Source organism: Bacillus sp. P4_E1 (genome assembly GCF_056401715.1).
Map to the genome: position 1 here is coordinate 193108 of NZ_JBFUIV010000008.1, position 19082 is coordinate 212189.

16 protein-coding genes and 1 pseudogene are annotated in these 19082 nt (G+C 35.4%); 5 read left to right on the top strand and 12 right to left on the bottom strand.

All coding sequences use genetic code 11. The features are described from left to right. Positions 1-317: 317 nt before the first annotated feature. Together AC1DS7_RS13805 and AC1DS7_RS13810 are read right to left on the bottom strand one after the other, a co-directional pair. Complete coding sequence (locus AC1DS7_RS13805) at positions 318-587, bottom strand: 2TM domain-containing protein (protein ID WP_000438998.1); 270 nt, start codon at positions 585-587, stop codon at positions 318-320. A 179-nt stretch (positions 588-766) separates the two neighbouring features. Beyond that, on the bottom strand, positions 767-1408 hold the full coding sequence (locus AC1DS7_RS13810; protein ID WP_016101048.1) for a F0F1 ATP synthase subunit alpha: 642 nt from the start codon (positions 1406-1408) through the stop codon (positions 767-769). 289 nt (positions 1409-1697) lie between these two features. Between AC1DS7_RS13810 and AC1DS7_RS13815 the strand changes: the two genes are divergently transcribed. Together AC1DS7_RS13815 and AC1DS7_RS13820 are read left to right on the top strand one after the other, a co-directional pair. Then, positions 1698-2729 carry a S66 family peptidase gene (locus AC1DS7_RS13815; protein ID WP_476999054.1) on the top strand — a complete coding sequence of 344 codons (1032 nt, stop codon included), beginning with the start codon at positions 1698-1700 and terminating at the stop codon, positions 2727-2729. Between the two features lie 196 nt (positions 2730-2925). After that, the gene (locus tag AC1DS7_RS13820; RefSeq protein ID WP_000454079.1) at positions 2926-3321 is read left to right on the top strand and encodes a DUF3224 domain-containing protein; all 396 of its coding nucleotides are present in this window, start codon (positions 2926-2928) and stop codon (positions 3319-3321) included. 232 nt (positions 3322-3553) lie between these two features. Here AC1DS7_RS13820 and AC1DS7_RS13825 read toward each other — a convergent pair. From AC1DS7_RS13825 to AC1DS7_RS13860, 8 genes and pseudogenes are all read right to left on the bottom strand, one after another. Continuing rightward, positions 3554-3691: pseudogene (locus AC1DS7_RS13825) on the bottom strand (enoyl-CoA hydratase); the annotation flags it as partial. A gap of 72 nt (positions 3692-3763) precedes the next feature. Further along, positions 3764-4273 carry a DUF4303 domain-containing protein gene (locus AC1DS7_RS13830; protein ID WP_016101046.1) on the bottom strand — a complete coding sequence of 170 codons (510 nt, stop codon included), beginning with the start codon at positions 4271-4273 and terminating at the stop codon, positions 3764-3766. Between the two features lie 143 nt (positions 4274-4416). Next, on the bottom strand, positions 4417-5664 hold the full coding sequence (locus AC1DS7_RS13835; protein ID WP_016101045.1) for a DUF1015 domain-containing protein: 1248 nt from the start codon (positions 5662-5664) through the stop codon (positions 4417-4419). A 13-nt stretch (positions 5665-5677) separates the two neighbouring features. After that, on the bottom strand, positions 5678-6850 hold the full coding sequence (locus AC1DS7_RS13840) for a 3-phosphoglycerate dehydrogenase family protein (RefSeq protein WP_016101044.1): 1173 nt from the start codon (positions 6848-6850) through the stop codon (positions 5678-5680). A 12-nt stretch (positions 6851-6862) separates the two neighbouring features. Next, positions 6863-7945, bottom strand: coding sequence for a 3-phosphoserine/phosphohydroxythreonine transaminase (gene serC / locus AC1DS7_RS13845; protein ID WP_215588345.1), 1083 nt, complete (start codon positions 7943-7945; stop codon positions 6863-6865). Positions 7946-8154: 209 nt separating this feature from the next. Then, the gene (locus tag AC1DS7_RS13850) at positions 8155-8346 is read right to left on the bottom strand and encodes a DUF378 domain-containing protein (RefSeq protein ID WP_002084566.1); all 192 of its coding nucleotides are present in this window, start codon (positions 8344-8346) and stop codon (positions 8155-8157) included. A gap of 88 nt (positions 8347-8434) precedes the next feature. Next, positions 8435-9502: a glycoside hydrolase family 113 gene (locus tag AC1DS7_RS13855; RefSeq protein WP_016101042.1), complete on the bottom strand. Its 1068-nt coding sequence runs from the start codon at positions 9500-9502 to the stop codon at positions 8435-8437. Positions 9503-9905: 403 nt separating this feature from the next. After that, positions 9906-10793 (bottom strand): CPBP family intramembrane glutamic endopeptidase, encoded by an 888-nt coding sequence (locus AC1DS7_RS13860; RefSeq protein WP_016101041.1) that lies wholly within the window; start codon positions 10791-10793, stop codon positions 9906-9908. A 359-nt stretch (positions 10794-11152) separates the two neighbouring features. Here AC1DS7_RS13860 and AC1DS7_RS13865 point away from each other — a divergent pair, with 359 nt between their 5' ends. The 3 genes from AC1DS7_RS13865 (at position 11153) to AC1DS7_RS13875 (ending at position 15173) form a co-directional block, all read left to right on the top strand. Further along, positions 11153-12490 carry an erythromycin esterase family protein gene (locus AC1DS7_RS13865; RefSeq protein WP_016101040.1) on the top strand — a complete coding sequence of 446 codons (1338 nt, stop codon included), beginning with the start codon at positions 11153-11155 and terminating at the stop codon, positions 12488-12490. A 203-nt stretch (positions 12491-12693) separates the two neighbouring features. After that, positions 12694-13272, top strand: coding sequence for a sensor domain-containing protein (locus AC1DS7_RS13870; RefSeq protein WP_002084562.1), 579 nt, complete (start codon positions 12694-12696; stop codon positions 13270-13272). Between the two features lie 113 nt (positions 13273-13385). Then, positions 13386-15173 carry a response regulator gene (locus AC1DS7_RS13875; protein ID WP_476999055.1) on the top strand — a complete coding sequence of 596 codons (1788 nt, stop codon included), beginning with the start codon at positions 13386-13388 and terminating at the stop codon, positions 15171-15173. Between the two features lie 259 nt (positions 15174-15432). On the opposite strand, the gene AC1DS7_RS13880 is transcribed toward AC1DS7_RS13875, so the two are convergent. Then, positions 15433-17823 carry a penicillin acylase family protein gene (locus AC1DS7_RS13880; RefSeq protein WP_476999056.1) on the bottom strand — a complete coding sequence of 797 codons (2391 nt, stop codon included), beginning with the start codon at positions 17821-17823 and terminating at the stop codon, positions 15433-15435. A gap of 79 nt (positions 17824-17902) precedes the next feature. Continuing rightward, positions 17903-18664, bottom strand: coding sequence for a DnaD domain-containing protein (locus tag AC1DS7_RS13885; protein ID WP_016101038.1), 762 nt, complete (start codon positions 18662-18664; stop codon positions 17903-17905). Positions 18665-19082 lie beyond the last annotated feature (418 nt).

Sequence of the window (19082 nt, forward strand, 5' to 3'; positions counted from 1 at the left end):
AATATTTATTCTGTCATAAACTCTCACCATTATATCGTGGAATATTCAAATCGAACAGTGGTTTATTTTTATTTTAATATAGGGTAATAACTCAACTTCATCCTATATCCACATGTAATTTAAAAAGTAAAACAACTGTATTTATTATGTACTACAAGTAAAGTTTTGATTTCACATGCAGTTGATGCTAAAAAAATGAATAGGAACACTCACTCGCACAAACTTCGAATACAAAACAAATAGGCGAAGCTATAGAATAGACTTCGCATCAAACATTTGATCAAAGAGATTTATATTCATACATTCCAGAAATAAATTTACTTATCTTTCTCCATATATTCTTTAATCTTTCGTTCTTCCCACTCTTTTCCGAATATCCCAAATGGAAAAGTTGTCAATCCGTGTATAACGATACCGATCCCCCAACCTGCAAGTGGATATAAAAACCATAATTTACTTGAATCAGAGCTTATATTTATAATAAAAAGCATTAAGTTCACTAGTATATAAACCGTTAAATGAATATAAAACGCTTGTAAATTCTCTACCCTTTTTTTAGCTCGTAAATAAACCTCATCTCGCTCCACCCTTAAACACCTCTTTCCATATTGTTTTTTTCACCTTCGCTCCAGTATTAACATCATATTCTAATCGGAAATCCGTTATTCTCAAAAAAACATAAAACAAAAAAGTACCCATCGAATTATCATACATATGATGATTCGATGGGTACTGCATGATACATTTGTTATTTACAAGCGTCTAATTAAGACCAAATCCAAACATCATCATTATTTTCAGCGTTGCTCTTTACCTCATGAACTTTTTCAATGTTGTCCGTTGTGTTCCAGTTAATAGAACTTCCGCCCCATCCTACATACTTCATATCAATTTTTACTTTCTCACCTGTATGAAATACTTGTCCCTTCGTTAAGAAAACATCAATAATATCTTTTTTTCCGTTTAGCGATGGATACTCAACTACGGCATATTTAGTAGAACCGTCTCCCCCATATTCCATCGTTCCTATTTTTGATACTTCCCCAATTACATAATCAGGAGAACCATCTTCTTTCATGTGCATACCTAATTTATTTGACGTATTTTCAACTGTATTTGCAATCATATATTCCGTAAAATTACGCATCATAGATCCAGTAGCTTTAACCTCATCCCCTACTTTCACATTTGAAAGGGAATCTATATATACACTTACAGGCTCCTCATATTGCTTAGATTTTACGACAATTACACCGTTATCTACTTCTATTACTCGCCCTTCTAACGTCGAGAAATTCGACTCAATAGAAGCGGCACTCGCTTTTGATATTTCTAATCCTGGTAAATTCGTTCCTGATAATGCTGCGATCCCTAAAGCGCCTGCTAAAATTATTTTTTTCATACCCATATGTAACCTCTCCATTCATGATAATCTTATTTTTTGATTGGATACGACCAACCTGTAACTATTATAGTTACAGGTTATAGAAAATAGCAACCATCTTTCTTATGCAATGTTGCATACTGTGATTTTCAAATATAAATCGATTATTCCTATATTCAACACGAGTGCTAAATTCTTGAATACCAGCAGGTAAACGGATTGATGATGAAGAAACTAATGTCATGCATCATATTTTTCAATACTACAGTTTGTATAATCGTAGTCCATTACATTATGTAGGAGCGGAGTTAATATGTTAAAGAAACCAAAGAGATTACAGGCAGGAGATATTGTGGCAATAGTAAGTCCTTCATGGGGAGGCGCAGGCGATTCTGAGATAAGATGGCGTTATGAACAAGGAGTAAAGAGATTAGAAGAAGTTTTCGGTCTTACGGTTGTTCCAATGCCGAATAGTTTAAAAGGTAGCGAATTCATTTATAACAACCCAGAGGCTCGTGCGGAAGATTTAATGACAGCATTTAAAKATACGCGCGTGAAAGCAATTATTGCGAATATTGGCGGTGAAGATAGCATCCGCTTACTTCCTTATATAGATTTTAATGTAATACGTGAAAATCCGAAAATTTTTATGGGGTACTCTGACGTTACCGTTTCACACTTGTTTTGTCATAAAGCAGGAGTTTCCTCTTTTTACGGTCCAGCCATTTTAACTGATTTTGCCGAAAATGTAGAGATGGATCCATATACAGTTGAAATGGTAAATCGGACTCTCTTTTCAAATGAGACAATTGGCGAGATTCAACCAGCTCCTAAATGGACAAGTGAGCGTTTAGAATGGATAGAGGTAAATAAAGATACAAGGCGTACGATGCAACAAAACAATGGCTATGAACTACTTCAAGGCTCTACTACCGTACAAGGACGCTTAATTGGTGGCTGTATAGAAGTATTGGAATTTGCAAAAGGAACGGAACTTTGGCCTGAGAAAAAACATTGGGAGAATACCATCATTTTCTTTGAAACTTCTGAAGACCATCCAGAACCAAGCTATATAAAGTATTGGTTACGAAATTACGCAGCGCAAGGCATTCTTCAAAAAGCAAAGGGTATCATCTTTGGTAAACCAAAAGACGAAATGTATTATGAAGAATATAAACATGAAATACTGCAAGTTATGAAAGAACATAACTTAGAAGATTTGCCGATTCTTTATAATTTAAATTTTGGCCATACCGAGCCGAAGTTTATTTTACCTTACGGTGCGATGGCAGAAATTGATTGTGAAAATGGGTCTTTCTCTATTTTAGAGAGTGGCGTGGAATAAAGGAAAACTTTAAATAAGTATAGCCATTTTCCTGATCCTACAGAAAAAATAGCGTGTTTTTTCATTTTAGAGAGTATTTTATTTTGGTTAGCTTGATAGCGACATGAAAGGACCCCAATAAATAAAATCACTCCTATGAGATATGACTGTGAATTGATACTTTTTAAAAGTATATAATTGGAGGGAGATTACGTTTATGGAAGTAACATTTACAGTAAGTAAATGGGATGAAAAACTAATTGATGATACTAGAAAAGATTTTCCTATTAATATTGCCCATGTTGAATATGATATTGATGGTGAATTAAAAGGAAAAGCTTTTGTTGAATACTTATTATATTATTTAGACTCAAATATAAATGATGGTCACTTGGCTACTGCTAAAATTTCTGGATTTTTACACTTTGAAGGAATTTATAAGGGGCAACAAGGGACATTTACAGCTATAGAGCAAGGAATATTTGATAAAGGAAATCTAGATTCCCCAGGAACAATTATTAAAGCTACTGGTAACTTAGAAAATCTGAGAGGGTCCTATAATTATCAGTTTACAGGTCAAACCAGTAAACTAATTTTAGAGTTTGAATTTTAGCAAAATATCCTATAATTTAGTGGAAAGGACATTTCTTGTAATACTAGGAATGTCCTTTTTTTGTTGACGAGCTTATTCAACTATTCTTCTATTAGTTAAGAAAAGAACAGAGTATATTACATAACGTCTTATTATCAGTATTCAGCAATGTGTAAAATTTTAATTATGGGGGGAATTAAAATTCTAAGCCCGAGAGACATGGCCCCCACCTATTCATTACTTTTCCTACTTACTAAAGAATAATCCCCGAAAAACTCCCCTTCATAACTTCTTTTTCAAGTTGGTTCCTACATATAAACATCGCAATAATTTTTGTACGATGTTTTTCATCGGGTTCAAATTGTTCAATGGTTACGTCACAACGAATTGTTACTATTAATTTGTGACTTTTGATTAAATGAAAATTGCCTCTTATAGAGCGCAGTTTTACTTATATTCATTCTTATGCAAATTCTGAAGCATATTCTTCGTATGTCTTTAATGTATTAAGCAATCGAGCTGATTCAATCATGATTTCGTTCGATGAATCAGTTACACAAATGACAATAAATCGATTATCATCTCTGTCTCCAAACAAGCCTTCTGATTCAAGTTCCATTAACACATTTAACGTTTCTTTCAACAGTGTATTTACTCGTATGTTAAAGTCATCTTCGACGATATCATGATATTTCTTGATAATTTTGTTCACTTCATCAAACATTCCAAAATCGTCCCATTCACTCCACTCAACAGCTCCGTATCTATAATAATTGTATAAAGGGTCCGACTTATTAACTTTGATTAGTCTTTCTTTATTAGCCACTGGTCCAATGCTATTGACACAATCGTCTGTTAATATGGAGTACCCATATATTGTGTCAACACCGCACCTAGTTATAAGTTCGTTATAATGACAACGAATTGCATTTTTCAACTCAACATAAAAACTTTCTTGCAGTTGCACTTTCATCGTATTTCCTCCGTTTTTTGTAGCGACCTGTCGTTACATATTTTAATCTTAACATGAAAATCAACATGTAACGTTAACTGAGCCAAAATAAGAAAAACCGAAACTATAATCATTTCGGTTTTTCAATCTAAAGAAGTCTATATTTATTTTAACGAATGAACAAACAACCCACTGCGCAGTTTCGGTTCAAACCACGTTGATTTTGGCGGCATAACTTCCCCTGCGTCTGCGATTGATAATAAAGCTTCCATTGATGTCGGATATAATGAAAACGCTGCTTTATATTCACCGCTATTTACAAGGCGTTCTAATTCTTCTAATCCGCGGATTCCTCCGACAAAATCAATGCGTGAATCAGATCGTGGATCATGTATTTCAAGTACTTGGCTTAATAAATGATCTTGCAGAATAGATACATCTAAACCTTTAACGAGATCATTCGCATCAAACGTTTCCTCTTTCACAGTGAGCTTATACCACTTCTCGTTTACATACATGCCAAATGATTTTGGTTCATTTGGTTTATACGGAGAACCATTTGCTTCTTCTACATAAAAGTACTGCGTAATTTGCTTTAAAAATTGCTCTACTGATAAGCCATTTAAATCTTTCACAACCCGGTTATAGTCCCAAATTGATAATTCATCATGAGGGAATAAAACAGATAAGAAGAAATTGAATTCCTCTTCTCCTGTGTAATTCGGATATTGCTCTCTTCGCATTAGCCCTACTTTTGCAGCTGATGCAGAGCGATGATGTCCATCTGCAATGTAAAGATTGGGAATGTCTTCAAATGCATTTACTAAAGTCGTAATTACTTCTTCATCTGCAATCTTCCACGCAACATGCCTAACGCCATCTTCTGCTGTAAATGTAAAGATTGGCGCATGTTCTTCTTTCCAGCTTGCAATGAAACGTTTCACTTCTTCTTTTGTACGATACGTTAAAAAAATTGGCCCCGTATTTGCGTCACACACATCTACGTGGCGAATACGATCAAGTTCTTTTTCATGACGCGTTCTTTCATGTTTTTTAATTGTATCATCTTCATACTCGTCAATCGATGTACAAACGACAAGGCCTGACTGCGTTCTTCCTTGCATCGTCAGTTCATAAATGTAAAGCGCTGGTTCCTCATCTTGAACGAACACTTCTTCTTGTATAAATTGCTTTAAATTTTCACCCGCTTTTTCATATACGCGATCATCGTACGGTGAAAGTGCCGGGTCTAAATCAATTTCTGCTTTATCAACGTGTAAGAAAGAATATGGATTCCCTTTTACAACTTCTCTTGCCTCTTCACTATTTAATACGTCATACGGTAAAGCTGCTACTTGTGCTGCTTTTCCTTCTACTGGACGAATAGCACGAAACGGTCGGATTTTTGCCAAGTTTCTCTCTCCTTTACACAATCATTCGAACAGCTACAACACCTGTGATTTTGCTTATATTTTCCACAATATTCTCTTTCATTATATCATCAATTCCGTTATCAATATCAATCATTGTGTACGCCCAAGAATGTTTACTACGATTAATCATATCCGCAATATTAATATGATGTTCTGCTAAGCATCCTGTAATTTGTCCTACCATGTTCGGAACGTTTTGATGCATAATTGTAATTCGTTTTTTTCCGATGTACGGAAGTTCTACGTTTGGATAGTTTACTGAATTACGAATATTACCTGTCTCTAAATATTCACGTAATTGACGTGCAGCCATTACTGCACAATTTTCTTCAGATTCAGACGTAGATGCACCAAGATGAGGCGTTGCTGTTACATTTTTCATCTTTATCACATTTTCATTCGGGAAATCTGTTACGTAATGTGTAATAATATCTTCTTCTAACGCTTTTTGAAGAGCTGTTTCATCTACAAGTTCTCCTCTTGAGAAATTGAATAGACGCATTCCTTTTTTCATCGTCTCTATAGCGTGTTCACCAATAATCCCCTTCGTTTGGTTCGTAAGAGGAATATGAAGTGTAATATAATCACACGTTGCAAAGATTTCATCTAGGCTAAACGCTCTTTGTACTTGCGTAGAAAGACGCCATGCTGTTTCAACTGATATATACGGGTCGTATCCGACAACGTCCATCCCTAAAGATAACGCATCGTTCGCAACTAAAGCACCGATTGCGCCAAGACCGATAACCCCTAAACGTTTCCCTGCAATTTCTGATCCAATGAATTGCTTTTTCCCTGCTTCAACAAGCTGTGGTACTTCTTCTCCATCCAACTCTTTCGTCCAGCTCACTCCATTTATAATATTACGGGAAGACATAATAAGGCTTGCGATAATAAGTTCCTTCACTGCATTCGCATTAGCCCCTGGCGTATTAAATACTACAATCCCTTTTTCCGTACAACGCTCAACAGGAATATTATTTACACCGGCACCAGCTCTTGCAATCGCCTTTAAATCTTCTGAAAACTCTTCTTGATGTAAAGAATAGCTGCGAAGTAAAATACCATCTGGATGACCTACTTTGTCTCCAATTTCATAGCGATTCCCATCAAAAATTTGCAAACCCTTTTCGGCAATTTGATTTAACGTCTGAACACGAAACATATCTCCATCTCCCTATCTATTTTCAAGCTCAAATTCCTTCATATAGTCTACTAATTCTTGTACACCTTGGATTGGCATCGCATTGTAAACACTAGCGCGCATACCGCCGACTGAACGATGTCCCTTTAGCGTAACGAAACCGCGCTCTTTCGATTTTTGTAAAAACTGATTGTTAAGCTCTTCTGACGGTGTTGTAAACGGAATATTCATAAGTGACCGATACGTGGGATCAACTGGTGAAGTAAACAATTTAGATTCATCTAAAAAATTGTAAAGAAGTGAAGATTTCATTCTATTTTGTTCTTCAATCGCAGATACCCCGCCTTGTTCTTTCAACCACTCTAGTACAAGTTTTGCTACATAAATACTAAAGGTTGGCGGTGTATTATATAGGGAGTTATTTTTACTGTAAGTTTCATAGTTTAACATCGTAGGACAAGCACTATTTGCACTGCCAATTAAATCTCTTTTTATAATTACAATCGTTAAACCCGCTGGCCCTAAATTCTTTTGCGCACCCGCATATATGAGACCAAACTTCGTAACATCATATTGTTCTGATAAAATATTTGAGGACATATCCGCAACGAGCGGCACTCTTTCTAAATGTGGAATATCCACATATTTTGTCCCCTCAATTGTATTGTTCGTTGTAATATGTACATAATCTAGTTCTTCATCATTTGGTAAATCATCCATTTTAGGAATTGTAGTAAACTTCTCTTTTTCAGAAGAAGCAATCACTTTTACTTCTCCTACTTTTCCGGCTTCTTGCAGCGCCTTTTTAGACCATGAACCTGTCAGTACGTACCCAGCTTTTTTATACGTACTCATTAAATTTAACGGTATCATAGAAAATTGTAATGACGCACCGCCCTGTAAAAATAAAACTTCATACTCATCAGGAATGTTCATTAATTCACGAAGTAAGCTACTTGCTTCATCAATAATACTTTGGAAATAAGAAGATCTATGGCTCATTTCCATAACAGACATGCCTGTCCCGTTATAATTTACAAGCTCCTTTTGCACTTTCTCTAAAACTGGCAAAGGGAGTATAGATGGTCCTGCTGAAAAATTATACACTCTCTCCATCACCCAGATAACCTCCCTATTTCTCATTTTTATTATTTTTTAAACTTTCTGAATTATAACCTATATACAATACACGGTCAATTTGTTTTCCGTTATTACGGTGCAAGACGCAATGGAATCGCTTGCATGTGCACCCTGCTTTTTATAAACATACAAAAAAGTGTTAAGTACATAATCGTACTTAACACTCTAGTAATTAAGTATAATAGCTACTTACTCGTAAAGAACCGATCGAAAATTTGATAAATAGCTGAAAGACCAAAGAGCCAATAAATAGTATCCACAAGCGCCGGCATAGAACCAAACCATTTCTCAACTACATTATAATCTAACGCCACAAACAACCAATTCAAACCGCCAAGAATCACCAAAATTACTGTAAGGTATGACAAAAATTTCATTATGATTGCCCCCTAGGTGATAAGATGGTGAAAGGCCTTTCACTAAAATATATGTAATAGATTCTAAAACTTACCTATTTTATAAAATTTATTTTCGATACCAGCCATTAATAACTGTCTCTGCTTCTTTACTATGTATTTGATATGAATGATTACTATCATTAGATCCGATAAACCAAATTGAAAAACCTTTAAAATATGGCTTCGCTTCTAATACATCTCGGTAAGCACGCCACCCGTTAAGTTGTACATCTTTCGAAAACACATTCGTAACATCTGGGTTCCACGGGCTTTGTAGTCCAAGTTCACGTGCTGGCACATTAAATCCACCAAAATAAACTGGCTTTCCAGTTGTTTTATGTAATGTCTCAAGTTGCTGAACAACATTTTGGCCCCGATTGTATACTGTCGTCGCAAATAAGCTTTGTTTTACTTCTTCGTATGATGGATTTCTTTTTCCTGAAACTTCAAACCAACTATCAATACTTACAATGTCCACCTTTTTTAAATACGGGCGATTTATTTTCTCTTTAAATTTCGCCTCATAAGAAGGATCAAAGCTTGCAGTTAACCACCAGTTCATTTGATACAAAACATTTCCTTTATACTGCTGGCGAACAAAATTAATCGTATCATTCCAATATCCTTCTGCATATTCCATATTCACGAAATTAGAAGCGATTTTCAGCCCATAAATATTGTACTTACTTGTAATGGAATTAAAAATATCTTGTAAAACAACCGTTTTCCAATTCCAGAAGAAATCGTTAATATTACTAGGGTTCCACTCTGTTTCTCCAATATTTCCTTGCTGAATAAACGGAAACGGCTCCAATATAACTTGTATATTACGCTTTAATAATTCTTGAATTAAAATAATAGCTTGTTTCTTTTGCGCCTGATTAATTACCATATTAGCCGAATTCACATCCGGAATATCTACTTGAATAGGTACATTCACCGTATTTAAATTCAAGCGCTCTACATCTGCTAACACTTTCGCTACATTACCTACTTCCCATACCGTTACATTTCCTGATTTTATTTTTCCAGATTGAACAGTATTTACATCCGCCTGTATATTTCCCTGGAAACAAAAAGAAAACAACATGATACACACTCCTAAAATACTTACTAAACTCTTACTTTTCTTCACAAGTTTCCCCCTATATTTTTTGGCATTCTTGCTTATTCTATACAATTTTTCACATATATTCCATAAGAATATTTAATGAAATTTCATCAATAAAAATGCTATTCACCCTTTATCCATACCTTATTCATACTAACCTCCTAAAAATAGTAAGGTAAATAAAAAAGGAGCGTATTTCCGCTCCTTTTTTATCTTTTCACGATTGAAGTTATTGAATTTTTTCTGATAATCTAACCACATCTATCTTTTCGTATAAATAAATTTTTATACTCATAAATTTATCAAAAAATTTTTATCTATATTCGCTTTTTGTTTGTATTACTTTTACATTTACTTCATTCGTATTACTTTCATATCTTTGAATATTCATGATTACACCTCCATTATATTTGTATATAACATCCGCCTAATTATGATATTTGGTAAAATTTACTATTCGAGACGTAATTATTGCAGTAATTAAGATAATAATAGCAGTTATCAAGCCAGATTCTCCAATCCAAATCTCAGTTTGATACCCTGTACTTGCACGTGCGAAAGGTCCTTGAATAATGGCATTCCAAGTAGCATGGATGATAACCGAAGGCCAAATGCTACCTGTGATAAGTCGTAAATAAGCTATAATATAACCGAATGGTACAATACAAAGATAGATACCAAGTACTGAAAGAACGACAGATGGTCCCTCTACATATAGACCAGCAATAACTATTGGAACATGCCACGTTGCCCAAATCAATCCACTAATAAGGATGGGCCGTGAAAACTCTGCATCGACTAGCCTTGTGAGCATATAACCTCGCCAACCCATTTCTTCTCCCAAAACTGGGATTAAGTTAAGCAAACTTCCTAAAATGCCGCTCAATACTACTAGATAAATGAAACTGAATGGTGCCGTTAGATACTGAAGCCCAAGTATATTGTAGATTGGTTCTAACATACCACCTTCGGGATGCTGAAACCCCGCAATTCCGCTCAACCAGGCGATAGAATAAGTAATTCCACAAATAATCATAGGTATTAGCAGAGCAAAACCAATCCCCTTCCATATCTTTAAGTTACCGAGACTAAAAGATACATCTTTAAACCCTTCTTTCAGTATTATGCGAGTCAAAATAGAAGAAAATGCTGGGATAAACATATATACCACAATAAGCGGCATACTTTTAGTAATTATTACTACTACATTTAGGATAATAGAAGTAATGATTAAGATACTCAGAAAGAGTTGCAGTCCTATTTTAGCACGTTGGATTTTATCTTTATTGTGGAACGATTTTGCGTGTAATATCATTGTAATCCGCCCTTCCCCTTTAATTCACTTGTTTATCGAATTTACTTCTTGTCATTTCCACAGACACAACTTAGAATAAAAATATTTTGGCATACAGATTAATTCATCTTTAAAATCCCTCCCAAATTTATAATCTAGTCTTACTTGCGACTCATCAATGTAATTATTATTTATAAGTTGTCATAGCCGATAGTACAAAAGTGTAATGATTAGTCTATGACCTATGTCAATTAACCTTATGACAATATGTAACTAGAAAATATGATATGGGATAGATAACAATTGAATTAAGGCAATTGATTCGTGCAAGTACATGAATCAATCTCGCTTTTAAAACAATTCAATTGAGGTGGAAAAAAATGAATAAGAAAAGAATAATTGCAATGGTTAGTACAGCTTTATTAGTCACAGGATGTGGAGAAGTAGGAAACGCTCAAACAGTAGCAGTCGAAAATCCAGGTCAATCAATCCAAAAAAATATAGTTAAATCAATACAATCACAGGCTTACCCATTAAAAACGATAGAACCGTCAAAATCATTTGAGGATTTAAAACCACTTAAGAAAATGATTGGGAGTGCACAATATGTAGGATTAGGAGAGAATACTCATGGAAGCTCTGAAATTTTCACTATGAAGTTTCGACTTGTGAAATATTTAGTTACTGAGATGGGTTTTACAAATTTCACAATGGAAGAAGATTGGGGAAACGGCTTAAAGCTAAATGAATATATCCAAACAGGAAAAGGAAACCCTAGGGAATTTTTAAACTTGTTATATCCTACTGATGAAATTATAGCCATGATTGAGTGGATGAAAGATTATAATGCCGATCCATCCAATAAAAAAAAGATCCAATTTATTGGGCTCGACTTAAAGGAATTGGACCAAGGTTGCTTTAATAAAGTAATTGATTATGTAAGGCTGCATCGACCAGATTTGCTGGCAGAAGTAGAAGAAAATTATAAAGAATTGTCGGCTTTTAATGGAAGTACACAGGAATATATGGACCTTGCTCCTGAAATAAAAGAAAAGTTCAAAGCAAACGCTGAGAGAGTAGCTCGATTACTAAAAGATGAGAATAAACAAACCAACACAGAAATAGTTTCACCCGAGTACATCTGGGCGAAAGCAACGGCAAGTGCAATAGAGAAATTTACCACAATGCTAATTCCTAACGACTATCCAAGTATGTTAAAGCTACATGAGCAATACTTGGCCGATCATGCAATGTGGGCACAAGAGACATTGGGTGGTAAAACGATGGTATGGGGACACAATATTCATATAGCTAAAGGAATTATCGATGAGAAATTATACCCTTATGTTGCGGGGCAATTTTTGAAGGAACGTTTAGACACTAATTATGTCACAATTGGTAGTACAACTACGGAGGGGAATTTCACCTTATACAGCGAATATGATCCTTCTACTGGAGGTAAGATTACAACGGGTGCGATTCCACAAAATGTAAATAGTTTTAACTATACCCTCGGAAAAGTACCATATAACATGTTTTTATTGGATAACCGTCACCTTAAAGGACAAGCAGAGAAATGGGTTAAAACAAAAAGACCATTACTAAGTATAGGGGGACAATTATTCCCAAATGAATCGGCATACTTTGATAAATCATTGCTTGAGCAATTTGATATTATTTTTCACATTCGAAAAACAAGTCCATCTCATATTAAATAAAAGTACAAAACAATCCCGTTCTTGCATCTGCAAGAACGGGATTGTTTTATGGAGATTAATATAAGCATCTTTTTTAACCAGAAGTAGGTTACTCTCCCCTTTTTAGCATCATTTAGAGATGTCATATGACACTTTTACACTAGTGAGAATGACAAAAAAAGCAATATAATTCGTTTATTACATAGATAGGAGCGATGAGCTTTATGAAATCAAGATTCATCCAGAATGGTTATTTTTTATTACTAACTTTCATTACAGGTTTGTTTTATTTTTGTTTTTATCTAATAGCTCTGCTATTCAGTTTCACCCTTTCATTTACGGTAGTTGGGATTCCATTAGTTATACGCGTACTACAAACTACCACACCCTTTATCCAATTCGAGCGCATACAAACGAAAATTTATACTGATATTTCGACAGAATCTTACGATAGAAGTGTAACGACGGATACATCGGACTGGGCGCAAGTAAAATTAGGACTTACGGATCGCCACACCTGGTCTGCTGTCTTTTGGTTAATGCAGAAATTTGTGATTGGCATTTTCAGTCTCATTAGTGCAATCATTTTTTATGTAATGCCACTTATGTTCCTGTTAGCACCACTATTGTATCGATACATCGATATGAATATTATTTTCATACAGATAGATACTTTTCCCAAGTCACTCCTTGTAATGTCTATCGGTATAGTGTTTACCGCCATAAGTATTAAAATAGTAGATGGTTTAACGAAAAAATTTGGAGGTTATACACGCAGCATGATTCAGCAACTAAATCGATAGAAGTTTGTAGTCTACGAATAGTAGGCAGTTTAAACTTAAAAATATAACAATGTAAGAAGGATTATTCTATAATATAGGAAATGAGAAAGAAGGCTACTTAGGGGGTAAATAAATTGTTTGATATGGTTAAATATTGGTTTTGGTATGATTGGATTATGTTAGGAATCCGTCTACTTGTTAGTGTGTCTACCCTCCTAGCAACATTAAATTTCCAGGATGGTTTAACATTACCACTTTGGATTATTATTATTTGGGAAATTATTGCCTTCTCTATTCCATGGGTAGCCTTACTATTCAATTATAAATATTACTTATTCACAGAAATATTGCTATATGGTGGACTATGTATATTCTTAACCTCTTTATTTCCAGAAGCTTATAATATCTTTCTTATATCGGTATTTCTTATCGCAGCAAATAGTAAGCATTTGTCCTATTATTGGACAGCTCCAACAACAGTTTTTATAACAACTGGAATTTTCTATGCGGTTGCGCCAAGTAATAGCTATTGGGTTATGGTCACCTATTATGGATTCGCTTATGTAATGGGATTCGCCTTTCATTTATTAATCGTCAATCATAAGCAAAATGAAGCAATTCGTAAACAAAACGCAGTACTTGAGCAATATATGTCTCAGATTGAACGCATAACACTGGCAGAGGAACGAAACAGACTGTCGTGTGAGCTTCATGATACAGTTGGTCACGCTTATACTTCTATTATTATGGGGATGGAAACGTTGCGCACCGAACTTGCTACTGAAATGGGTATACAGAGGCTAGATTCTCTGCTTGAAATGGGACGTAAAAGCATCGAGGACGTGAGAGGTTACCTACATCAAATGGAGTCTCCGTGTCAATCGCCCTCCTTAATTCAATCTCTACAAAATCTTGGAGCCGAATTTCAGGAGCACGCTCAGGTTACTGTAAGTTTTCGGGCATACGGAGAGGAATATCAATTGTCTCGGCAAGCGAAGATAGCGTTCGTTCGTTGCTTACAAGAATCTCTTACAAATGCAGTACGTCATGGTCAGGGGACTGAAATTATAGTTTCATTGCAGTTTGAACAACAATATACGAGGTTAGAAGTTCAAGATAACGGAAAAGGAAATGTAGAATGGCAGGAAGGCTTCGGTATGAATGCGATGAAAGAACGGGCAATGAATTTGCAAGGTCAATTGTCTGTATATACAAAGCCAGAGGAAGGAATGCTTGTTACATGTACCATACCGCGACAAACTGAAATAAAAGATGGACTTATTCGTTTGTTAATTGTAGACGACCAGCCATTTGTTCGGGAAAGTTTGAGGACACTACTCGATAGATATGAAGATTTAAATGTAGTCGGTTTGGCTGAGGATGGCAATCAAGCCATCGATTTGTGTGGGCGCCTTCAACCCCACGTTATACTTATGGATTTAGATATGCAGCACATGGATGGAGTCGAAGCAACCAAAAAGATTAAGCAACAATGGCCACATATCCGCGTATTGATTTTTACAACTTTTCAGGATACCGAACAGGCGTTGGAATCACTTCGCAACGGTGCGGATGGTTTTTTACTCAAATCTATTGAAACATTGGAGCTAGCTAATACGATCCGACTTATTCACAAAGGTGGGACACTGATTGATCAGGGAATGTCTCACAAAATATTTGAGAAGTTTGATGAGCAAATCGAGACACCACAATCAAAAGCAACTGCTTATGAGCTAACAGCTAGAGAGATAGAAATATTGCAGCTAGTAGCAAAAGGACTTCGATACACTACCATAGCATCAAGGTTATATTTATCGAATGGTACGGTCAGAAATTATGCTTCCACAGCTTATACAAAGCTAGGAGTCCGTAACAAAGAAGAAGCTGTTCAAAAGGCTCTAGAAATTGGAATTATTGAATAACAAAATGTTTTGCGGTATATACCAATGAGTAACAAAAAAACAGAACGCTTTGTGTGGTTTCTTTTGTAACAGAGTAAATAAGGTCCGTTATCGTATAAGTAAATGTTAAAACACTTACTGTTTTGTCATAATAAAATCATTGAATCTTATTCTCTAAAATACAATAGCCTACTATCAATTTAACTGATAGTAGGCTTTTAAAATTATTTAAGAACTTGGTTATGTTCTAATTTAACAGTTTTCATCAGTGGAAATATTATCACTTCGGCTCTAAAGTTAACACCTTCCCTTCTATTCCATCCATATTCAATGTAGTCGTATGATACGTTCCGTTTACCCAATCATCTATTTGATCATGATACCAATCGCTTCTAAAATGTCCTGACTGTCCTGGCCCTACGATATGATAACCGTTTGACATATCTTTCGTATCAATAACAAATCTCCAAGATGCCCCATGATTTACAATACCGTTATCTCCGTAACTCGCTGCTTGAACGGTAACTTGACTTCCGCCTATTGGAACTGGTTTCTCACGATTAAATGCGAGTAATGCTAATATACTAGATGATCTCGAAATTGGATGTGTAAAAGCAAGTTGATGGTAATCGCCCCACTTCCACTCCGCAACATTCGGTCCATATTCCTTCTGTAATTTCTTCATTACATTCTCGTACGATGTATGTACAACTTCTGTGAAGCCTCCGTACTTCGTAAACCAAGCGCTATTTTCTCCTGCTACTTCTTTTCGAATCAATTCATCAACTACTTGTGACTTCCCTTCAAATAACTCCATCACATCTTTCGGTATTTCTTTTGAAAATAGCGTATTCGAAATCTCTTTCATTAACAAATGGAATATTAATGGTGCCGCTTCATCTTTACTATCGTAAAAATTCCACTTTGTTAATTGTTTTACGCCTTCTTTCTCTACTTCATTTAAAGATGCTTTATTTAACTCTTTTAACAATATAGGAGTAAACTCTTTCCCATATAAATTTTTTTGATCCATCTGTAAATCTTCTAAATCTTTCACCGTATACTTTTCCTTCTCTTGTAAAAACTCTTGAATACGCATTTGCCTATATGGCTGCGCCCACGTATTACTAATATGGTACGGATAATTATCATCAACGATTTTATTATTTGCAGTTGAAATAAACCCTTGTTTTGGATTTATTACTTTCGGTAGCTGATCAAACGGAATATACCCTTCCCATTCATATTCGTCTGTCCACCCTGGCACAGGCAAACTACCATCACCTTTTTTACGCACTGGTATATTTCCATTCGCTTTATAAGCAATTGTGCCATCGTTTGATGCAAACACAAAGTTTTGAGTCGGTGTATGAAAATCTTGAAGAGCCGTTTCAAACTCATTCCAATCTTTCGCCTTATTCATATTTAATACAGCCTTTAATTCAGCAGAAGGCTCCAAAGCAGTCCATTTCAAAGCGAATACTGTTTTTGTTTTCTCTTTTCCTTTATCCGCAAACTCTGAAATAACTGGACCATGCCTCGTAACCGTAACGTTATACGGAATTGTTTTCCCGCCTTTTACTTTAATAGATTCATCAACAACCGTAGCCTTTTCCCATTTATCGTTATACAAAAATTCATTTTCATTATTAGGATTTCGCTTCTCAATATATAAATCTTGCACATCAGGACCTGTATTCGTAACGCCCCATGCTATTTTGTCATTGTGTCCTAATATAACGCCTGGTACTCCTGCGAAAATAACGCCACTCACATGTAAATCTTTCATTTCAAGTTGCGATTGATACCAAATAGAAGGTGTCGCAAGAGATAAATGAGGATCATCCGCTAAAATCGGCTTACCAGATACACTCTTTTCACCACTCACAACCCAGTTATTACTACCGTTAAACTCTGGTGGAATAACTGTCTTTGAAAAACTTTGTGCTACATCCACATTTGTATTTTTCAATTCAGCTAGCAATCTAGGCGCATCTTTCGGATATGTAGGAAATAGCTCATTTGCTTGCTCTTTCGGTAAATTTTTCAGCGCCCAATATCGAAATGCCTGTCCGTGCCAATGTCCTCCTAAATCAAACGCCATATACTTTCCAATCGTTAAAGAATCCACGATTGACCATTCAGCAGGTTCATAACCTAATAGAGTAAACTCAACCGGCAATTTCTTTTCCTCTTTTGCCTCACGTATAAAAGTATTCACCCCATCAGCAAATGACTGCAGGGCATATTTCGCTTCCCCATCATATTGACTAACAGATGCTTCTGCCGCTCGCCGTAAACCGAGCGTTCGAAACAATTTATCTCGATCAACAGCTGCTTCCCCTACAACTTCACTTAACATACCAGAAGCTTGTCTTCTACTTAAATCCATTTGAAACAAACGATCTTGCGCTTGTACATACCCTTGTGAGAAATATAAATCATGCGCATTTTCCGCTTTAATATGTGGTACACCTTTACTATCTCGTTTCACCGCAACAGCATGTTGTAAATCCTCAAGTTTTATCGTTCCATCTATGTTTGGCACAGAACTAAGCGTATATATGTTCAAAAAAATCATAGCGCAAATAAACAAAAAAAGAACGATACTACTAGACCAAATAAAAATTCTTTTCCCCCTATTTCGTTTCTTTTTTATGACGACTTCCATACAATCCCTCCTCTCTCAATCTATTCGCTTCTATTGTGAAAGAACCTTTTAGAAAAGAAGAAATCATTACTTGTTCATGCTATGGATCATACAAACTGAATACTTCTCTCTTACGCACTATTTCCTTTCCTTTATTGAAGCTTACTCGTCCTTTCTTACACCAATTCCTCAAAATCCCCTTTACATAAGCAAGTGTCCCCTTATTATTTTCAAACGCAATTTTAAGTGCCTCTAGTACTTTATCTCCTGAAACTCTTTGCATCCATTCCTTTAATTCCTTCGCGATATATGGAGATAGACTACTAATGTTTTGTTCGTAAAATTTATAAACTTCACTATGCGGAGTGGCATCCTCTACTCTTTCTACCTCTTCCTTCTCTTGAATAATTACTTGTTGTGAATTACTATCAATCTCTTCTTCTGGCATACCAAAATACTGAAGTAATAATGGAATCTTGCATTCTTCTTCAAGACATTTACGTAAAAATATATGTATGAACTCTTTATTTTTTACAGTCTTTAACTCACGTAACACACACTTCTCTACATTTGTATTTAAAATAGGGTTATAGTGTAGCCAATTTAGTATGTATAACTCTTTCGTTTCCGCATCGTATAAAATCTTTCCGTATTCAACAAATCTATTTAACAGCTTCTCAACAGTTTCCATACTGTAGCCTGTTTCCAGTTCTGCCACACGCTTCGGTAATACGTAAATTCCACATTGCTTCGTTTTCGTACCAGTTAACAAATATATGTAAAAATAACGCTCCTCTGGCGTTAAATCTAATATGAATTCATCTTGCCAAAAGTTCACCTGCACATTACGGTACACCGCCATATATTTACCTCCTCCTTTTATTCATAAAAAGGCAGAATTCAATCCTTCAATATACATATAGGAATGAGGGCTTTGTTTTTTGCATTTGAATTCCAAATTTTTTTAACTACTACAACGCCGGTTTTATTTTTTCGCGCTTTTTTGTTCTTGTAGTTGTTTTTGTTTTGTTTTTTCTTTTCTTAGTGATTTATTACTTGGTAGGTGCTTATGAAGGGCTTGGAAGGGGCTTTGAAGGGGCTTATATAGTGTTTTCATTCCTCTCTTATCCGATGCCTAATTACAAATGTCTCCAACAATCTTCATATATTGCAGACAACCATTATGATTCACCTGCTCATATTTACACGAAAATAAAAAGCACTTGTTGCCTTCGTAGACAATTCAGTGCTTAAAGTTAAAAGCTTATAAATAAAAGTGT

What these genes read in the sequence shown, in the direction of transcription:
- AC1DS7_RS13810 (WP_016101048.1), bottom strand. Translation starts at nt 1,408, where the DNA reads ATGGGTATGAAAAAAATAATTTTAGCAGGCGCTTTAGGGATCGCAGCA.
- AC1DS7_RS13820 (WP_000454079.1), top strand. Translation starts at nt 2,926, where the DNA reads ATGGAAGTAACATTTACAGTAAGTAAATGGGATGAAAAACTAATTGAT.
- AC1DS7_RS13830 (WP_016101046.1), bottom strand. Translation starts at nt 4,273, where the DNA reads ATGAAAGTGCAACTGCAAGAAAGTTTTTATGTTGAGTTGAAAAATGCA.
- AC1DS7_RS13840 (WP_016101044.1), bottom strand. Translation starts at nt 6,850, where the DNA reads ATGTTTCGTGTTCAGACGTTAAATCAAATTGCCGAAAAGGGTTTGCAA.
- serC (WP_215588345.1), bottom strand. Translation starts at nt 7,945, where the DNA reads ATGGAGAGAGTGTATAATTTTTCAGCAGGACCATCTATACTCCCTTTG.
- AC1DS7_RS13850 (WP_002084566.1), bottom strand. Translation starts at nt 8,346, where the DNA reads ATGAAATTTTTGTCATACCTTACAGTAATTTTGGTGATTCTTGGCGGT.
- AC1DS7_RS13860 (WP_016101041.1), bottom strand. Translation starts at nt 10,793, where the DNA reads ATGATATTACACGCAAAATCGTTCCACAATAAAGATAAAATCCAACGT.
- AC1DS7_RS13865 (WP_016101040.1), top strand. Translation starts at nt 11,153, where the DNA reads ATGAATAAGAAAAGAATAATTGCAATGGTTAGTACAGCTTTATTAGTC.
- AC1DS7_RS13870 (WP_002084562.1), top strand. Translation starts at nt 12,694, where the DNA reads ATGAAATCAAGATTCATCCAGAATGGTTATTTTTTATTACTAACTTTC.
- AC1DS7_RS13880 (WP_476999056.1), bottom strand. Translation starts at nt 17,823, where the DNA reads ATGGAAGTCGTCATAAAAAAGAAACGAAATAGGGGGAAAAGAATTTTT.
- AC1DS7_RS13885 (WP_016101038.1), bottom strand. Translation starts at nt 18,664, where the DNA reads ATGGCGGTGTACCGTAATGTGCAGGTGAACTTTTGGCAAGATGAATTC.